The sequence below is a fragment of the Streptomyces sp. NPDC055243 genome, assembly GCF_044544025.1.
Taxonomy (GTDB): Bacteria; Actinomycetota; Actinomycetes; order Streptomycetales; family Streptomycetaceae; genus Streptomyces.
Genome location: NZ_JBITWR010000005.1, coordinates 343,865 through 361,442, shown reverse-complemented (window position 1 = coordinate 361,442; position 17,578 = coordinate 343,865). Strand labels below are relative to the sequence as shown.

Here is a 17,578-nt window from a genome sequence, read left to right as displayed (position 1 = left end):
AGTTCGGGGTTGCTCACGGTTGAGGTCTCGGCCTTGCGCTGTCGGACCTCGGCTCGCTCGGCGATCAGCGGTTCGCTCAGTGATCAGCGACTTGCTCGGCGGTCAGAGGTCGGGAAGCTCCGGGATCTTGCAGGTCGTCGATCCGGCGCCGCAGACACGCCCCTGGCGGATCTTCAGTGCGTTGCCGGGCCCGGAGACCGCTCCGGACAGGAGGGCGTCCAGGTCCTCGCCGTTCGCGCCGCACCCCGAAAGCGCCGGGATGTCCAACTCGCCCTGGAGCAGACCGCCTTCGCTGACCGGATAGTTTCCGGTCAGTTCCGTCTCGACGGGCCGCGAGGTGCGGCAGCGGGGCCCGACGTCGAGGGGCACCCCGTTGACCCGTACGTCGTACAGACGCAGATGCTGGCGGTAGCCGACCCTGGTGACGGCCGGCTTGCCCGGCCGGATGATGTTGACGATGGTGGCCGGTTCGGGCTCGAAACGGACCTTGGCGGTGGTCGGCTGGAACCCGAAGGTGAGGAACGTGCCCTGGGTGTCGGGCAGTTGCATGATGCCCAGGTGGTCGTACTCCACGTAGTCGGGCGCCCTGACCTCGCGCATCCGCATGGCCAGGTGCATGAGCCCGAGCTGCCGCCCGCGCGGGTCGTTGACCAGGGCCGAGCTCTTGAGTTTGCGCAGCGTGGCAACGCCCGCCGGCACCGCGCACATCGAGGTCGGTTCGAGCTCACTGGCTTCGCCGCCCGGCGGCACCGGCGGCAGCCGCTGGGGGTCGAGCTTGCCCGCGGGCGGCTGTGCGGGGCAGGCGTCCGTGGCGGCACGGGGCTGCGGCCCTGCGTCGATGCCCTTGGAGGTGTCGCGCGGCGTATCGAGCGGGGTATCGCTGTCCGGGGCCGCGGAGCCGGTGGCCGGCTGCGTGGGCGTCCCCGAGGCGGGCGCCTCGACAGGGACGGCGGCGATCAGGGTGTCCGCGCCCCAGGCCGGGGTGCAGGCCAGCTCGGCCGGGGCGGACCGCGCGCCCGGCGCGCCAGGAACTGAGGCCGTGAGGGTGAGGTCCAACTTCCCCGCCGTGAAGGTGACATCGCCCGCGGCGTCGACGGTGACGTACGGCACGCGGCCGCTGAAGCCGATCTCCATCGCGCCCCGGGCGGGCAGCTCCACGTCCGCGGACGTCAGGTCCGCCCACTGGGCCCCCACCCGCTCCCGTCCCTGGGCGACCGTCGTGGCCAGCACGGCCGTCCCCGTAACCGATGCCGTCCCCTGGGGCAGCAGCTCGGCCACGACCGGACGCGGCAGGCTCGCCCGTACGCTCACCGCCGTGGGCCTGATCGGTTTCCCGATCGCACCGCGGTCGGGAAACGTGGCGTCGAAGGCGACCTCGACCCGCCGGGTGCCCGAGGGCAGTGCGCAGTCGTACGCGGCCGCGAGCCGGGCCTCCCGCTGATCCCGCGCGGCCGAGCCCGAGCCCGGCAGCAGGCCGAGCACACAGGCCACCACGACAACCGCGGCCAGTCGTGCGGTGCGCCCGCCGCTCAGGGCACCAGTCATCGCTGCTCTCCGATCAGAGGCGGACCCCGCGGCAGGGGGGCCGCCGCGGGGTCCGATGGAGTGGTCCTCACGCAGTCCCCGGGGAGAGCCGGGACCACTTGCGCGAAGGGGCATCCGCACCCGGAGGACCGAAGCAGACATCGGGCAATACCGTCCGACAAGGCCCGATCTGCTTCCCGTTCCGTTGCGATCCGGACCTTACGCACGGGTAACTCAGCGGCGCAACGGCCGAATTGGAAAAGCATCCCGGACCGAAATCACCAGGCATTTCCTTGTCCTCGGCACAGCAAATCCGAGAGCGGCTTCGTACGCAGGTGAGCACTCCGCGCCCGCCCTCTTGACGAAGGGCGCATCCAGCTCTCCTCGCGCGAACACAACCGGAAGCAGGTACTCGCTTTTGTCACCCGGACCACAACATGCGGAAGAGGTTCATCCCGCGGTGAGCACTCTGCTTCCGACCTCTTGACGGACCCCGCTCGGGCAGGGCGCCCTGAACACCTCACCAGTGGAACGGCGTTGACCGAAAGGGAGTGATGAGCAGGGTGCGCACCGGCTGTCCATGGTCTACCGTGCCACTGGTTCCAAAGCGCCAAGATCAGTTGTGACCCGCCGCCAGCCGGCGGCCACCGGGGTCGCCCGGGACCGGTTTCGTCCCCAGCCACTGCCGGTCAGCGGTTTCGATCACGGGCGGAGTAAGGGGAGTTCCATGACGACTGCATTAAAGGCGGGGGATGCGGGGCATCCGGTGTCCGCTCTCCCTCGCGAGTTCGCCGCGATCATGCGCCCAGAACTGCCCGGACTCATCCAGGAAGTCATCGACGAGATCCACCGCTCCTACCCCGAGTACGCGGAAGTCCTCGACGGCCCCTATTCCCGGGCCGTACATCTTATCGTCGAGCACAATCTGACGAGCTTCGTGGACCAGGTCGCCGCCCCGGACACCTCCACCGTCCAACGCGACAAGGTGTGCCGCATGTTCGGCCGCTTCGAGGCCTACGAGGGCCGCAGCCTGGACACCATGCAGGCGATCTTCCGGCTCGGCGCCCGGCTCGCCCTCAACCGGGCCAAGGGCGTACTGCGGCGGCTCAATCTGCCGGCCGGCCTGATGCTCTCCTTCGCCGACGCCCTCCTGGCCTACGTGGACAACCTGATGGAGGTTTCCCGCGAGGGCTACCAGGAAGCCCGCGCCGAGATGGAGCAGGGCCAGGACATCCAGCGCCAGCGGCTCCTGAAGCACCTCCTTTCGGAGGTCTCCGTCCCCCGGGCGACCCTCGTCGAACTCGCCGAGCGCGCCAAGTGGCAGCTGCCCGACGAGGTCACACCAATCGCGTTCAGCACGGACGGACGGCCGGACCGGGGCGCCATCGCCGAGGACGTCCTGGTCGACCTGGGCTCCTCGCTGCCGCACGCCCTGATCCCCGGGCCCGTCGACGAGCACCGCCGCGCCTTCATGGACGCGGCCCCGCACACCATCCGCGCGGCCGTGGGACTGACCGTGCCGCTGGCGGACGCGGCGGAGTCCTTACGCTGGGCCCGAAGAGCCCTGGGTCTTGCCGAGGCGGGCATCCTGGAGCAAGCCGCCTACATCCACTGCGAGGACCACCTGGTAGCCCTCTCCCTCTTCGCCGATCCCGGCCTCATCTCGGCGCTCGCCAAGCAGCAGCTGACTCCGCTGGCGGGCCTCACGGCCAATCAGCGCGACCGGCTCATCAGCACCCTGCGCGCGTGGCTCGACACCCGCGGAAACGTCCTGCAGATGGCCGACGCGCTCCATCTGCACCCGCAGACGGTCCGCTACCGGCTGCGCAATCTGGAGAAGGTCTTCGGCGACCTGCTGGCCTCACCGGACGCCCGGTTCGCCACCGAACTGGTCCTGCGCGCGCTGGAGTTGCGCTCCCGCCGGAACACCACGACGCGTCGCCCGGGCCCATCGGCCATCACGGGCTGACCAGAGGGCTGGATGCCTGAGGCGGGATGGCACGCAGAAGAGCGCCTCACGGAACCCTGGCACCGTGTCCGAAGGCTGGCCCCGTGGGACCGGGTTGGGGTTACAGCATTCGGTCGACCAGCCCGTCGACGTAGTCCGGGGTGAGCTCCATGCCGAACAGGACGCGGATATACATCGGGGCCATGATGTGGTCCAGCACGTCGAACGCGTCGGGCGCGTGCTCGCCACGTTCGCTGGCGCGATCGAGCATGGACTGCAGTTGCCGGGTGCGTTCGGCGCGGAGGTCGTCACCCGCCTTCAGACCCTGCTGACCGCTGCCCGACAGGGCGACGGCCAGGCGCAGCACCATCAGACCATCGGGCCCGGTGATCTCGCGGGCCACTTGTGCCGCGTAAGTGCGCAGGTCGCCGGCCAGACTCCCGGTATCGGGCATCGGCGACTGCGCGTTGAGGCGGGCGAGCGCCACATCGGTGAGCAGGTTTTCCAGGCTGCCCCACCGGCGGTAGATGCTGCTGTCGGCTACGCCCGCGCGGGCCGCGACCTCCCCGACGGTGAAGTTGCCGTAGCCACGCTCATTGATCAGGTCGATGACGGCCTGATGCACCGCCGCACCGACGCGGGCGCTGCGCCCGCCGGGCCTCCGGGCTCGCTGTCGCTCGTTCATGCCCCCACCTTAACGCAGTCGCCACTTGCGTTTACGGGGCAGCCCTCCCTATAGTCGCCTAACGCAGTCGCTGGCTGCGTTAGAGCGCCCGGTATTCGTCCGTGTCGGCCATGTCGGCCATGGAGAGGCGCGACCGACCGTTGAGAGGAATCCCCATTACTGCATCACCCGCGGCCCCAGGCAGTCGACGAAACCGGGCCGTGCTGCTCACGGTGACCTGCCTGGGCCAATTCATGGTCCTGCTCGACAACACGATCGTTGGAGCAGCGCTGCCCGACATGCAGCACCGGCTGCACACCGAGCTGACCGGTCTGCAATGGATCGTCGACGCGTACGTACTGCTGGTCGCCATGCTGCTGCTGTCCGGCGGTGTCTTCGCCGACCGGTTCGGCCGCAAGCGGGTGTACCTGACCGGTGTTGCGGTGTTCACCGCCGCGTCGGTGCTGTGCAGCCTCGCGCCCTCGGTCGGCTGGCTGGTCGCAGGCCGGGTGCTGCAGGGCATCGGGGCCGCGGCGCTGAGCCCGGCCTCGCTCGCCCTGCTCGCCGCCGCCTATCCCGTGCCGCAAGAACGGGTCAAGGCGATCGGGCTGTGGGCCGGACTCAGTGGAATCGGTCTGGCCGCGGGCCCCGTGGCCGGCGGCGTGCTGACGGATGCCTTCGGCTGGCCCGCCATCTTCCTGGTCAATGTGCCCATCGGCGTGGCCCTTCTGCTGCTCGGTCTGCGCAGCCTTGAAGAGGCCCGCAATCCGAACGCCCCCGCGATCGATGTCCCGGGGACGGTGCTGTCCGTTCTGGGGGTGGGGGCGCTGACCTACGGACTGATCGAGGGTGGTGCCCGCGGCTGGACGTCGCCGGTGATCCTGGCCGGCTTCACCGCCGCCGTGCTCCTCCTCGCCGCCTTCGTCGCCGTCGAAGCGCGTCGCTCTGTTCCGATGCTGCCGCTGCGGCTGTTCCGCGAGCGCCTGTTCACCGTGTCCAACACCGCCATGGTCGTGGTGGGATTCGCGCTCATGGGCTCGTCGTTCTTCTTCTCCCAGTACTTCGTGTACGTCCAGGGCAGCTCGATCCTGCGCGCCGGCCTGCAGACCCTGCCGGTATCCCTCGCCATGGTGATCGTCAGCCCGTACGCGGGCCGGCTCGCCGCCCGGTACGGCTTCCGCATCGTGGTGACCACCGGCATGTCCCTGGCCGGACTGGGCCTCCTTGCGCTCGGCATGGTGCACGCCGACACCGGCTACGGGAACGTGTGGTGGCGGCTGGGCGTCATCGGCACCGGCTTCGCCCTGACCATGTCCCCGCTGACGGGAGCCGCCATGCAAGCAGTCAGCCCGCAGGAGGGCGGCCTCGCATCAGGCATCAGCAGCACCACCCGACAGATCGGCGCGGTGCTCGGCGTGGCGCTACTCGGAGCCATCGTCCGCACCCGGCAATCCGGCGGCGCCTCCTTCGAGACCGGCCTCAACAGCGCCTTCCTCGCTGCCGGTGCCGTCACGTTGGCCACCGCCGTGTTCACCGGCCTGTGGCTGGCCCGGTCCCAGCCCGCGGAAGGCTCCGCCGCGCCGCAACGCTCCACCGATCCAGATACGGCCCCCACCTCGAACAAGGCGCCCGCGAACAGCCGTTGACGGCGACACCGACCTCGGTCGGGAGGGACGTCCCACCAGATGATCCCCCGGCGGGACGCCTCCCGGCCAACAGGATGACGCTCCGCACCTCTCACGAATGACCCCCGCGAGAGGTTCGAGAACGCCCGCGAGCGATCATGTCCGGCAGCATCGACGCACCACAGGACGCGGCACCCGCACCCCCGCACCGCTGACCCATCCGCGTGCCCGCACCCTCCCCGGTTGCCCTCACGAAAGAGCCATCAGATGCCTGCCACCACCGACCCCACACCGTTCACCGACTGGCTCAACGGCCATGCCGTCCCGCTCAGCCACCTCGACCCGGACGCGCCCCTGGACGACCTGGAGCCACTGCGCGGCATGATCGACGGTGTCCGCGTGGTCGCCCTCGGCGAACACTCCCACTTCATCGCCGAGTTCGCCCAGATGCGCCAGCGCATCCTGCGGTTCCTGGTCGAACGCTGCGGCTTCACCGCCCTGGCCTTCGAATACGGCTTCAGCGAAGGCTTCCCCCTCGATGCCTGGGCGCAAGGCCAGGGAGCGGACGACGACCTCGCCGCCCACCTCGCGGGTACCATCCCCATCGGACTCCAGGAGCCGCTGCGCTTCCTACGCCGGCACAACCGCACCGCCACACCACCGGTCAGCTTCGCGGGAATCGACATCCCCGCGGCGGGCGGGTCACTGCTCCCCGCCCTGACCCCGGTGGCCGACTACCTGCGCCAGATCGACCCCGAAACGCTGCCGACGGTCCAGGCCGCGATGAGGATCGCCGAGTCCTTCGCCGGGGACTCCGCGGCCGTGGCCGCACCCGCCTGGGCCCGCCTGGCCACCGCCGAACAGGACACCCTCAGCGCGCTCCTGGCCCGCCTGCTCATCCGATTCCGCTCCCTGAAACCGCTGTACCTCTCCCGCGGAGACCGGCGCAGCTACGACATCGCCCTGCGGCGCCTCGAAGGCGCCTGCCACGGCGACTACACCTTCCGTGCCATGGCCGGCCTCTTCGCCGGGGACGGCCTCACCGCCGACACCTCGGCCCGCGACCTCTACATGGCCCAATCACTCCTGTGGCACCTGAACCACCTCGAACCCGATGCCCGCGTCATCCTGGTGGCCCACAACGCCCACATCCAGAAGACACCGATCACCTTCGACGGCCACCTCACCGGGCTCCCCATGGGACAGCACCTGCACAACGCCCTGGGTGACGCGTACTTCGCCCTCGGACTCACGAGCCCCACGGGACACACCGCCGAGATGCGCCGCGACGAGAAGGCTCCCTTCGGATTCGCCATCGACGACACCCCGCTGGGGCCGCCCGAGCCCGGAAGCATCGAAGCCGCCTTCGCCGACACCGGTACCGGACTCGGCATGGCCGACCTCCGCCGGGCACGAACAAAGAACCTCAGCGGCCCCGACCGCATCCGACTGCAGAGCGTCTACCTGCACACCCCCGTCCTCGACGCCTTCGACGGCATCCTCAGCACCCCGGCCTCCACCATCGCCGACATCGCCGACATCGCACCGAGTTGAGACCCGCGGGAGGCTGCCCAAGCTGACCTACGTGGACGACTGCCACTGCTTCGGGGTGCTGGTGAGGCTTACGCCCAGGCGTGAGCCGAGGACGGCCGGAGGGGTGTCGGCAGCGAAGGTTACGAGGGTGATGAGGGCGGAATTGCGCCCGGGGATGACCGGGGGTCCGTGGTGTCGCGCCGAGGAGCGGCCTGCGCGGTAGGGCAGGTCTCCTCGCCGTCCCCTCGCCGTCGACATTGGCCGCGTCGATCACCGTGGTGACTGCCAGCCACCCTGCGCTCCAGAAAGAAGTGCAGTGCATCGCCCGACTGATGACGGATCGTGTCGCCCGCCGACGGGCGGATCTTGTCGGTGGGAGCCCCAAACCCGCCCAAGTGTCCAGATGTCCAAGCAGGTCAGCGCGTGTCCCGCGGTTGCAGGACGAGTATTCCGCAACCGAGTGAATCTTGATCAGAACACCGCCAGGCGCTAACACAGAGTGAACGGGCGCAGCCATTCTGTCCCAGGAAAGATCCCTGCTTCAGAACGGATTCCTCGTATGCGCATGCGTCGTTCGCTCGGACTTCTGGCCGTCACGGCCGCCATCACGCTCGGCGGCAGTGCAGGCACCGCCTACGCCGAGTCGGCTCCCCTGCAGCCCGGCCACGTACAGGCCATGGACATGGAAGGTGAGGACACCCTGCAAGTGGTCGACAACACCGACGAGCGCATCGTGGTCGGGAACGTCGTGGTCGAGAGCCGCGCCATCCGAGGCACGTGCGGCGGCTCCGCTTGCGGGCCGGGCTGGCTCTGAGCCTGCCCCGACGAGACCCTGCCGGGGCCCTGAAGTCCCGGTAGTCGCGTGCCACCTGGCCGCCGCAACGCGGCGGCCAGGTCCTTTTCCCGGGTTAGCGGATTACGACCCGCGGCGCTGGGATGGCGTCGGCGGTCGCATCCTGGCAGCCGCCGGGACCGTCTTCCCTGTCGGATCGGCGTGCTGATCTTCACCGGCTCGGTGGTGGTCCTGGTGAAGGCGATCTCGAAGCCGCCGGCGTCGGAGGGGGGACGAGTACGCCGACGTCCGCCTGCGGTGCGCCGGTCATCAGTCCCGGTCGGTGTGTGCGAGTTCGCCCAGCACGCGGAGGCCCAGCCCGGTTGCGTGGCGACGACGAACGAGGCCCCGCGGGCGATCGTGAACAGAAGCGAGTCGCGGGCCTCGAGGGCACCGGTCGGCGTCTCGGGTTCGGTGGCGTGCGCGCCGATCTGCGGCGCGCGATCGAAAGCGTTCCGGTTTTCGCGCAGGCATCGTCGACGCCCTCGGTGGAACCGGCGAACTTGGACCTCTTCCACGCCAGTTGCCGTGAGAATCCCAGCTGGTTGGCTACCTGCTGCCACGCCGCGCCGCTGCACCGGGCCACGGGTCACGGTCGTGGTGATCTTCCACCTGGAGGTCATGCAGCGCGTTCAGGGCGGCCAGAGGGCGCTATTGAATCAGGGCGGAGAGCCGGCTCAGCAGGTCGTCCATCGCGTCGCGGATGCGCACGCACCAGCCAGTGCCACGCTATCCCGCGCTGCGCGGCGACAGCCGCTGTGTGACCCGGTCGAACAGCTCCGTCAGCGGCTCGCCGACGTCCTGGCCGAACTCGGTCAGCCCGTAGGTGACCTGAGGCGGCGTCGTCGGCTCGACCTCCCGCCAGACCAGGCCGTCCTGGACCAGCGCACGCAGGGTCTGGGCGAGCATCTTCTCGCTGATGCCCTGGATGCTCTCGCGCAGCTCGTAGAACCGGAGGCTATTGCTCCGCAACGCGATCAGCACCCAGACGCCCCACCTGCTGGTCACATGGTCGACCACGTCACGCGCGGGGCAGTCGGTGTGAAACACGTCATACCGCTCCCCCACCTCGGCCTGCCTGTGCTGCACACTTCCCGTCATTTCATGAGCTTACCTCAAGGTATGTCCTTACCAAAAGTTAGCCCTTGCTCCTAGCGTGCAGCCCACACAGGACATCCGACAAGGAGCTGACCATGATCGTAGTGACCGGGGCTACCGGAAATATCGGCCGACCGTTGACGCAGACCCTGGCCGAGGCGGGCCAGCAGGTGACGGCAGTGTCACGGCATACGACGGAGGTGCCGAACGGTGTCCGCCACGTGGCGGCCGACCTGACCAAGCCGGCCAGCCTCAAGCCCGCGTTGACCGGGGCGAAGGCGCTGTTCCTGCTGCTCTCCGGCGACCTGCACGCCACTGGAGCCAACCCTGCCGACATCATCAGCGAAGCTGTGGCCAGCGGGGTCCGCCGGGTCGTCCTGCTCTCCACGCTGGGCGTGGTGACCAGACCCTCTGGCCAGACGCGGATCGCGATGCGCGCACTGGAGGACATGCTGCGGGAGTCCGGCCTGGAGTGGGCCATCCTGCGGCCGGGCGGCTTCGCCTCCAACGCCCTGTGGTGGGCCGAGTCCGTCCGTGCGCAACAGGTCGTCGCCGCGCCCTTCGGCGACGTCGGGGTGCCGATCATCGACCCGGCGGACATCGCCGCGGTCGCGGCAGCCTGCCTGTTGGAGGACCGGCACACCGGCGGCATCTACGAGCTGACCGGCCCGGAGGTGATCACTCCGCGCCAGCAGACGGAGGCCATCGCTGCCGCCCTGGGCTCGCCGGTGCGGTTTCACGAGCTCACCCGTGACGAGGCCAAGACCGCCATGTCCCAGAGCATGCCGGCGGAGCTTGCCGACGACACGCTGGACATCCTCGGCTCCCCGAGCCCGGCCGAGCTGCGCGTCAGCCCGGACGTGCAGCAGATCCTCGGCCGCGCCCCACGCCCCTTCGCCGACTGGGCCGTCCGCAATGTCGCCGCGTTCCGCTGAGACTGGCCAGCGCCGCTGGAGTTGACGCCGACATGGCCCTCAGGCGGGCCGGAACCGACGCTGCGGCCGCACCTCCGTTGACCTTGCGAGCCTAGGTTGGCGCCGCGGGAGCGGCACGTCGTCGCCTGGCGACGCTTCCCCGCGCGCCTCACGCCAGTGGGAGAGCGTCATCGGTGAACGGTGCGGCGCGGTTGCGGCCGGGGTGGGTGGGGGTGGGTGCCGACGTGGTTGGGGCCTGTCGTAGCCCTTGTCGCCGATGACGTGGTCCGGGCGCGCCCGAGGGCGTCCCGGACCGGTTCGGGGGGCAGTGCCCGGCCCTCAAAGGTGGAGTTCGGTCTCCCAGGCTTCGAACGGCGGCTCTACCCGATAGCTCGGGTCGCAGCACGCCCGAATCCACTGCGCGACCCGGTACTGCGCGTCCCCGTCATTCAGCACCATGGCGTCGACATCGACTCGCAGCACGTTGCCGTAGATCGCGAAGACCTGCTCCAGCGATGAGCCGGAGTGAAAGACGGTGGAGCGGTAATCGACCTCATCGAGCAACTCGACGTCAATGGTGCCGTTCGCCAGGTAGAAGGCGAACAGCCGAAGCGAAGCGCGCAGATCGACAGAGAGATGCTCCACGCACGCATCATGCACGACCTCAGCACTGTCTCGGCAAGATCTTCTTTAAGTCAGGCCCTAGCTGTCGGTCTTGGCAGCGAGGCTGCCCACGATCAGATCGGTCAGTGCGGTGACCGAGTCGTCGACAGTCGTCCGTTCCCGGTTCAGCTCGGCAGCAATCGCCTCGGCCGCACCCAGCACGCCGACGCAGCGCAGCCGCAGGGCTCCGGGGGCGAGGCGGGAGTGCGGCTGAAGCGCGGAGGCCATCAGGTCCGTGTAACCGTCGATCAGCTCGTGCTGGATCGCCTCCATCTCCGGATTCCCCCTCAACGCGGCGGACACGGCGCTGAGTTCCGGCATGTCGGTGGCACAGGTGAAGTATGCGGCGCTCAGGGCGCGGGCGACCTCATGAGCGGTGGGTGCAGCCTCCTGCAGCGTCTGCGCGATCGCGGCCCGGTGACGTTCGTCGAGTCGCTGGTAGAGCGCGAGCAGCAGACCGGGGCGTGTGCCGAAGTGGTCGTACGTGATCGGTCTGCTCACCCCGGCTGCCTCGGCGAGGGTGACCAGAGTCAGGCCGTCGGCCCCCTGGGTGCGCACGAGCTCCACAGCGGTGTCGAGCAGCTGTTCCCGCCTGGCCTGCTTGGACAGGCGGGTCGACGTGGTGGCCATGTCGCCCTCCCTTGCGTTGCATCGCAGCTTAGGCTACAAAACGTAGGTTACAAAATGTAGCTTCATGGATGCGAGGGGAACCACCGTGGGACAACCGGAATCAGTACTGATCTTGGGCGGCTCGGGCCAGGCGGGTGCGGGGGCCGCCGCCCTCCTACGCCGTTGGCACCCAGCACTGCCGCTGACGATCGCGGGGCGCGACATCGACCGTGCACAGCGGGTGGCCGACGAACTCGGCGCCGCGACCGCCGTGACCATTGATCTGGCAAGCAGCGATCTCGGCCTTCCAGCCGATCACGGCTACTCGGCAGTGGTCGCCGCACTGTGGGACAACCATCTGCACGGCCTGCGCTACGCACAGCGCCACGGAGTGCCGTACCTCAGCATCTCCAGCGGCCTGGTGGAGGTCGCACCGGAGGTCGTCGCGAGCGCCCAGCAGGCGAGTGCCTCAGCGGTCCTGATGGCCAGTCACTTCTGCGCCGGCGCCGTTGTCCTCGCCGCTCTGCACTTGGCCCGGGAGTTCGAGCGGATCGACACCATCCGGATCGGCGCCGTACTGGACGAACAGGACACCGGCGGGCCTGCCGGAATAGCGGATCTGGAGCGGTGGTCCACCGTCACCTCCGCGGGACTGGTACGCCGTGACGGCGTCTTCACCTGGGTCTCAGGAACCGACGCGCAGGTGGATGTGCCCAGTGCCGACGGCGGTGTCCTGCCCGGCCAGAGCATCGCCGTCCTCGACGTACCGAGCCTTGCCCTCGCGACGGGCGCACCGAACGTCCGCTTCGACTTCGCCGTCGGTGAATCCGCGGGCCGGCACCACGGCGAACCCGCCTCTTTCGAGGCCCGGATCGACCTCGAAGGCGTAGGTCGAAAAGGTGCGCCGCTCAGCACGAGTCGCTACCTGCTCCACCCGGCAGGGCAACGCCCCCTGACCGCACTCTCCATCGCCCTCGGCGTCGAGCGCCTGCTGGGCCTGCGGGGCGAAGCCGTCCCACCAGGCATCCACAGCCCTGAGGCACTGCTTGACCCGGCCTACGCGGTCGAGCGGATGGTGGAAACCGGCGCCACCTTCGTCGATGCTCCCGGAGATAGCTGAACGCCCTGCTGAAGCGGCCTTAATGCCCCGTTCAATGCCCAGTTCCGAATGATCGGAATTGGGTGCGCCTCCTCATGGCCGCAGCCTCCTCCTCGTCAAAGCCCTATCGATGCCAAAGCCCTATCGATGCGCTGCTGCACCGAGATGGCAGTGAGCCTCTTGCAACCTGAAGTGCCATCTCAGGGCAGTCATTTGCCATAGGCTCAACACTGAAGAAGCTTCCGTGGACGGTCTCGTCGTTGGGGGGCGCCATCGCACACCCCCGTCCGGTTGTGTTGATGTGCGTCAGACTTCTGGCAGGGTGACGCGGCAAAACCGGGCAGAGAGCTCGATCCAAGCAAGACCAACGACCCAGTGCCGGCCAAGACGCGGCCGCAGTCTTCAAACGGGAGGGGCCCATGCTGAAGCAGGTCGCCAAGGGTGTACTGATCCACCAGAGTGAGTTGCTCGAGAACAACACCGTTGTCGTGAATGGCAGGGACGGCGTGCTGCTCGTAGACGTCGGGATTACCGGCGCCGAAATGACCTGCCTGGCAAACGACCTTCGTGAGCTGGGCCAGCCCGTGGTTGCAGGCTTCTCGACGCATCCTGATTGGGATCACGTGCTCTGGCATGCCGCACTTGGTGAAGCGCCTCGTTACGGCACAGCCCGCTGCGCGGCCTTCATGCAGGATGTGTTGTCGAACGCGGACTGGAAGGCTGACGTCGCCGAGGGGCTGCCGCCGGAAATCGCCGAGGACACACCGCTGGCCTTGTACGGCCTCATCACTGGTCTGCCTGCTGAAACCGCGCAGCTTCCTTGGGATGGCCCCAAGGTGCGGATCATTGAGCATACGGCGCATGCCCCGGGCCATGCGGCGCTGTTGATCGAAGAACGCCGAGTTCTCATCGCCGGCGATATGCTCTCCGATGTCTTCGTTCCCATGTTCGACGACACCGACAACCCGATTGAGGACTACCTCGTCGGGCTGGGACTGCTCGAGGGCGTAGCGGACGATGTCGATGTCCTCATCCCCGGACACGGATCCGTCGCCAGGGACGAGGAGGTACGCGCAAGGATCAAACTGGATCGAGCGTACGTGGAGGACCTACGTGACGCCCGGGTCTCCAACGACCCACGGGTCGTATCGCCCAAGCCCGGCTGGGAGTGGGCGAGCGGCATTCACGAAGGGCAGGCTCGAAGCCTCGCCCGAGGGAGCGAGCCCGAGGGGCCTGACTAGAGATCCGCTTCCGCCACAGGACGACCCCGTCAGTGAACTGTTGCCAAGATGGCGTCGCTGGCCGCGAGATGGATAATCCTGCGCATTGAAGAAGCTCCTGGTAGACGGGCCCTCGGCCAAGATCACCCGTGTTCGCCAGGAGCTTTGCGTCCTTGTCTATCCGTCCTCGATAGATCTGTCCAGCCGTACCTTGCGCGAATGAACGTCCAGATCCTCACCAATCCGTTCGGCCGGCTGCTGTGGGCCTCGCCCGCACTGCCCGGACCCACGCGCGACCTCACCGCCGCGCGACAACACGGGGCTATCGAAGCCCTTGCTGATGCGGGACTCAAATGCCGGGCCGATAAGAGGTATCAAGGCGCTGGCGCCCTTGTCCGGGTGCCGTTTCGGAGCCGCCGTCTCAAGCGATGGAAGCGCCGGCACAACACCAATCACGCCAAGATCCGCTGTGTCGGTGAGCTGGCGACGGCCGCCCTGAAGGGCTAGTGCCTCCTGCGGAAACTCCGCTGCGGCACCAACCGCATCACCAGCGTCGTGAAAGCCGTCCTGGTCCTTCACCACGCCTCATCGTGAGGTTGGAAAACGCTCAGTGGCCTGCACTACACCATTGCGACCGGGATAGGTGCTCTCATGCGGGCTGAGATGCGCCGTCCTAGGCAGCCTCCAAAGCAGCGGCGGCCGCGTCCACGAAGGGCCCGATCAAACGGATGTAGGCGCGTAACGTCTGCTGGAACTCACGGCGGTTGTCCTGAGTGGCGTTCTCAGCCGTAGCCGCCAGAGCAGTCGAGAGCGTGCCCGACATGATCAGCAGATTCGACGCCGCGACCTGGACCGCAGAAGGGCCCTCCAGGTCAACGAGGGTCACCGCGCGGCGCAGTTGCTGATGCCGTTCACGGTGAGCGGCCAAGACCGCTTGCGACTCGGCAGCCGCCAGGCCCTCCACACCCCGCAGCCCGTCGGCGACGACCTGGGCCTGCTCGATCAGGGCCAGGTAGGCGGCCCGCCGGGTCTGTCGAACGCCCTCCTGGCGCTGCGCCCGGGTGGTGGCCTCGACCTGGATCCGAGCAGCCTGGGCGTTGCCCCTGCTGGTCAGCCAGCTCGCCAGGGAACTGGCCGCGATGGCCGTCGCCCCCGTCAGTCCTGCGATCACCAGTGAGCTGTCCCCCATGCACAGGAGTCTGTCCGAACAGCCCGGCCACTGCCACCACTTCCCCTACTGCGGTTTCCCGGCGCCAGGGCCGAACCGCTGCGCGCCTGCCATCGGGGCCAGCGATGAGCGATGATCAGCGCCAGACCCGGCGGTGCGGGGCGGCGGGTCCAGGACGAGAGCCGGCTCACGGCATGGCGTTCGCGTTCCTCGACTGTGGCCTGCCCACCCCGGTCCGCCGCGCTGATCCCACGACTGACTCGGACGCTTAGGAATCTGCCAGGAGTTGACAAGATTCCTTCAATCTCTACAGCAGATCGTGACCTGTGCAGCCCGCAGGCTGATGCCGTACCTGGGCTTCGACTCTGTCCACGACGAAAGCAACGCCGTATGCCTGTGGCAGAAGGTCCTGTGGGCCGAAGGCACTGACGAGACGAACGGCACGAACCTCGACCCCGCCGATATCGACGGAATATTCGGCCCAAGCACCCGAGGGGCTACGGAAGAGATCCAGGACCGATGGGGCTTGGTCTCTGACGGGGTCCCGACCTCCACGACGCTCAGCAGGGCGCAGGATCGGCTGAAGGTGACGGGCGGCAGTGAGGCCCGTGGCAAGCAGCTCAACTTCACCTACTACGGCGACGTCGGCTCGTTCTCCGTGATCCGCAACAGCGAGGGCAAGTACGCCTTCAGGGACGGCGACAACGAGTGGCGCAACGCCGGCTACAGGTACAGAACCTGCCGCTGACGCAGCACCCGTGGGGAGCAGCCAGCCTTTCGGGAGCTACTCCCCACTCACAATGATCCGCCCCTGGACACAGCGCTGGCCCTGTACGACGGGGAGTCCGCTGCCGGAACCGGGCAACTCAAGGACTGGGACGCCCTGTTCACCGCGGCTGCTGCACCCCGCCTCTGCCCCGGCGACCACGCTACCTCCAGCAGGAGCCGGCCGCACTCGTCGCCCCGCTGGTAGACGAACTACTCGGCACGCTCGGGCTCGATGAACGCGGTCAACACGTCCACAGTTGCCTCGGGCTGCTCCTCGGGAATGAAGTGTCCGGCTTGTGGGATGAGGACGCCGGTCGCGTTCTCTGCCCACGGGCTGAGGGAGGCGGCCATGTCGGGGATCGAGCCGTGGGAGCTGGAGATTCCCAGGACCGGGACGGTCAAGTGCCCTCGTTCGAGAGCGTCATGATTTTTGCGCGCTGATTCCGCGGCGTCGCGGTAGTAGGCGAGGGACGCCGAAAGCCCTCCCTCGGCCGCGATGGCGGCGGCGTAATGGTCGATCTCGGCGCCGTCGAAGGTGTGCGGGGACAGAGCCTTGACCTTCAAGAACCAGCCGACGTAGTCGCGCTCGCGGCCGGTAAGCAGCGTCTCGGGCAGTTCGGGCACCAGGTGGAAGGCGAAGTGCCAGGTCTTCCAGGCCCGGTCAGGGTCCGTCGGGATGGAGTCCGGGAGGGTGATTCCGGGAATGCCGGCGTCAAGGAGAGCGACGCCGTGCAGGCGCTCTTCGTACGTCAGGGCCAGCGAGAAGGCGACCCAGGCCCCGATGTCGTGGGCGACGAGCCAGTACTTCGACACGTGGAGCGCGGTCAGCGCGGCCTGGACACGCGAAGCGACGGTGTGCGTGTCGTAGCCCTCTTGAGGGCGGTCGGAGTGGCCCTGTCCCGGCAGGTCGATGGCGATCACGTGGAATCGCTCGGCAAGGCCTGGCATCACCTTTCGCCAAGCCCACCAGGTCTGCGGGAATCCGGCGAGCAGGACGACGGTGGGACCGGCCGGCCGGCCGCCTTCCACGGCGTGCAGTCGGATCCCCTCCGCGTCGACCCAGCGGTGCGTGAAACCCGCAAGGTCGTACAGCGGCAACCCGGGGACCGGGTTCGGGGCGCAGGAGCGGTTCGGGGCCATGGCGTCGTCGGTCACGTCTTGAGCCTACTGCATCTTGAACTGGTCAGTTCAAGATAGGATGGGCAAGGCCACAACGGCTGGTCCAAGAACGAGGTGCATGCGTGATGGCCGGCAAGAAGCAGTTCGACGTGGGCGTCGCGCTCGACGCGGCGATGATCCAGTTCTGGCGGGCCGGATACGCCGACACGTCTCTCGACGACCTCTCCAGGACGACCGGACTGAACCGCAGTTCCCTCTACTCCTCGTTCGGCGACAAGGACTCCCTCTACCTGCGCTGCCTGGACCGCTACGCCGCGCGGTACGGAAACAGCTACGACCAGGCACTTTCATGTGCGTCCGAGGAACCGCTCCAGGCGGTACGGGCGTTCTTCGAGGTCACCCTGCGGCGCATCGCCGACCCTGACGTACCTGATGGATGCCTGATCGCCCAGACCGCGATGGCGGCACAGGTGCTCAGCCCCACCATCGCCGCACGCGCGATGGAAGCTCTGGGCCTTCAGCATGCGCGGCTGCGGACCGCCTTGGACTCCGCGCAGTTGGCCGAAGGCGACGCCGACGCCTTCGCGGTTCACCTCACGGCGGTCAACCAGTCGCTGGCCGTGATGAGCAGGGCCAGGGCGAGCCAGAAGCAGCTCCGCACGGTCATCGACATCAGCGTCAGCGCACTCTCGCACGCCTTCCAGGCCCGGAGCTAGCCCCGCCGTTTCGCCTGAACACGGCGGCTGATGGAACGGACACGCGCAAGCACCTTCCTGCCTGGGGACGATGAACCT

The 17,578-nt window shown here is 68.3% G+C and carries 16 protein-coding genes and 1 pseudogene; 10 read left to right on the top strand and 7 right to left on the bottom strand.

Annotation, left to right across the window (positions count from 1 at the left end; translation table 11 throughout):
* Positions 1 to 102: 102 nt before the first annotated feature.
* Positions 103 to 1,545, bottom strand: a complete 1,443-nt coding sequence (locus tag ACIGXX_RS17645) for a DUF6801 domain-containing protein (RefSeq protein ID WP_399976542.1) — start codon at positions 1,543 to 1,545, stop codon at positions 103 to 105.
* A 706-nt stretch (positions 1,546 to 2,251) separates the two neighbouring features.
* Here ACIGXX_RS17645 and ACIGXX_RS17640 point away from each other — a divergent pair.
* Positions 2,252 to 3,493: a PucR family transcriptional regulator gene (locus tag ACIGXX_RS17640; RefSeq protein WP_399976539.1), complete on the top strand. Its 1,242-nt coding sequence runs from the start codon at positions 2,252 to 2,254 to the stop codon at positions 3,491 to 3,493.
* Between the two features lie 100 nt (positions 3,494 to 3,593).
* On the opposite strand, the gene ACIGXX_RS17635 is transcribed toward ACIGXX_RS17640, so the two are convergent.
* Positions 3,594 to 4,157 (bottom strand): TetR/AcrR family transcriptional regulator, encoded by a 564-nt coding sequence (locus ACIGXX_RS17635; RefSeq protein ID WP_399976536.1) that lies wholly within the window; start codon positions 4,155 to 4,157, stop codon positions 3,594 to 3,596.
* A gap of 119 nt (positions 4,158 to 4,276) precedes the next feature.
* On the opposite strand from ACIGXX_RS17635, the gene ACIGXX_RS17630 reads away from it, so the two are divergent.
* The 3 genes from ACIGXX_RS17630 to ACIGXX_RS17620 all read left to right on the top strand — a co-directional run bounded on the left by ACIGXX_RS17630 (position 4,277) and on the right by ACIGXX_RS17620 (position 8,108).
* The gene (locus ACIGXX_RS17630; RefSeq protein WP_399976904.1) at positions 4,277 to 5,782 is read left to right on the top strand and encodes an MFS transporter; all 1,506 of its coding nucleotides are present in this window, start codon (positions 4,277 to 4,279) and stop codon (positions 5,780 to 5,782) included.
* A gap of 246 nt (positions 5,783 to 6,028) precedes the next feature.
* The gene (locus tag ACIGXX_RS17625; protein WP_399976533.1) at positions 6,029 to 7,315 is read left to right on the top strand and encodes an erythromycin esterase family protein; all 1,287 of its coding nucleotides are present in this window, start codon (positions 6,029 to 6,031) and stop codon (positions 7,313 to 7,315) included.
* Between the two features lie 538 nt (positions 7,316 to 7,853).
* On the top strand, positions 7,854 to 8,108 hold the full coding sequence (locus ACIGXX_RS17620) for a hypothetical protein (RefSeq protein WP_351167665.1): 255 nt from the start codon (positions 7,854 to 7,856) through the stop codon (positions 8,106 to 8,108).
* Positions 8,109 to 8,855: 747 nt separating this feature from the next.
* Here the strand turns inward: ACIGXX_RS17620 and ACIGXX_RS17615 are convergent.
* Positions 8,856 to 9,227: a helix-turn-helix domain-containing protein gene (locus ACIGXX_RS17615; RefSeq protein WP_351167667.1), complete on the bottom strand. Its 372-nt coding sequence runs from the start codon at positions 9,225 to 9,227 to the stop codon at positions 8,856 to 8,858.
* A gap of 92 nt (positions 9,228 to 9,319) precedes the next feature.
* On the opposite strand from ACIGXX_RS17615, the gene ACIGXX_RS17610 reads away from it, so the two are divergent.
* Entirely contained in the window at positions 9,320 to 10,159 is an 840-nt protein-coding gene (locus ACIGXX_RS17610) for an SDR family oxidoreductase (RefSeq protein WP_399976529.1), read from the top strand.
* A gap of 318 nt (positions 10,160 to 10,477) precedes the next feature.
* Here the strand turns inward: ACIGXX_RS17610 and ACIGXX_RS17605 are convergent, their stop codons facing one another.
* Both ACIGXX_RS17605 and ACIGXX_RS17600 read right to left on the bottom strand, forming a co-directional pair.
* A complete protein-coding gene (locus ACIGXX_RS17605; protein ID WP_361472358.1) occupies positions 10,478 to 10,783 on the bottom strand; it encodes a hypothetical protein in 306 nt (101 codons plus the stop codon).
* A 57-nt stretch (positions 10,784 to 10,840) separates the two neighbouring features.
* Positions 10,841 to 11,431 carry a TetR/AcrR family transcriptional regulator gene (locus ACIGXX_RS17600; RefSeq protein WP_351167674.1) on the bottom strand — a complete coding sequence of 197 codons (591 nt, stop codon included), beginning with the start codon at positions 11,429 to 11,431 and terminating at the stop codon, positions 10,841 to 10,843.
* A gap of 85 nt (positions 11,432 to 11,516) precedes the next feature.
* Between ACIGXX_RS17600 and ACIGXX_RS17595 the strand changes: the two genes are divergently transcribed.
* The 3 genes and pseudogenes from ACIGXX_RS17595 to ACIGXX_RS17585 form a co-directional block, all read left to right on the top strand.
* On the top strand, positions 11,517 to 12,530 hold the full coding sequence (locus ACIGXX_RS17595) for a saccharopine dehydrogenase (RefSeq protein ID WP_399976524.1): 1,014 nt from the start codon (positions 11,517 to 11,519) through the stop codon (positions 12,528 to 12,530).
* A gap of 398 nt (positions 12,531 to 12,928) precedes the next feature.
* Positions 12,929 to 13,750, top strand: coding sequence for an MBL fold metallo-hydrolase (locus ACIGXX_RS17590; RefSeq protein WP_399976521.1), 822 nt, complete (start codon positions 12,929 to 12,931; stop codon positions 13,748 to 13,750).
* Positions 13,751 to 13,948: 198 nt separating this feature from the next.
* A pseudogene (locus tag ACIGXX_RS17585) lies at positions 13,949 to 14,323 on the top strand (transposase family protein); the annotation flags it as partial.
* Positions 14,324 to 14,402: 79 nt separating this feature from the next.
* Here the strand turns inward: ACIGXX_RS17585 and ACIGXX_RS17580 are convergent.
* Positions 14,403 to 14,918 (bottom strand): hypothetical protein, encoded by a 516-nt coding sequence (locus ACIGXX_RS17580; RefSeq protein WP_399976519.1) that lies wholly within the window; start codon positions 14,916 to 14,918, stop codon positions 14,403 to 14,405.
* Between the two features lie 298 nt (positions 14,919 to 15,216).
* On the opposite strand from ACIGXX_RS17580, the gene ACIGXX_RS17575 reads away from it, so the two are divergent.
* Positions 15,217 to 15,645, top strand: a complete 429-nt coding sequence (locus ACIGXX_RS17575) for a peptidoglycan-binding protein (protein ID WP_399976516.1) — start codon at positions 15,217 to 15,219, stop codon at positions 15,643 to 15,645.
* Positions 15,646 to 15,875: 230 nt separating this feature from the next.
* Here the strand turns inward: ACIGXX_RS17575 and ACIGXX_RS17570 are convergent, their stop codons facing one another.
* On the bottom strand, positions 15,876 to 16,805 hold the full coding sequence (locus ACIGXX_RS17570) for an alpha/beta fold hydrolase (RefSeq protein WP_399976901.1): 930 nt from the start codon (positions 16,803 to 16,805) through the stop codon (positions 15,876 to 15,878).
* A gap of 104 nt (positions 16,806 to 16,909) precedes the next feature.
* Here ACIGXX_RS17570 and ACIGXX_RS17565 point away from each other — a divergent pair, with 104 nt between their 5' ends.
* Positions 16,910 to 17,500: a TetR/AcrR family transcriptional regulator gene (locus ACIGXX_RS17565; RefSeq protein ID WP_351167690.1), complete on the top strand. Its 591-nt coding sequence runs from the start codon at positions 16,910 to 16,912 to the stop codon at positions 17,498 to 17,500.
* Positions 17,501 to 17,578: the final 78 nt, after the last annotated feature.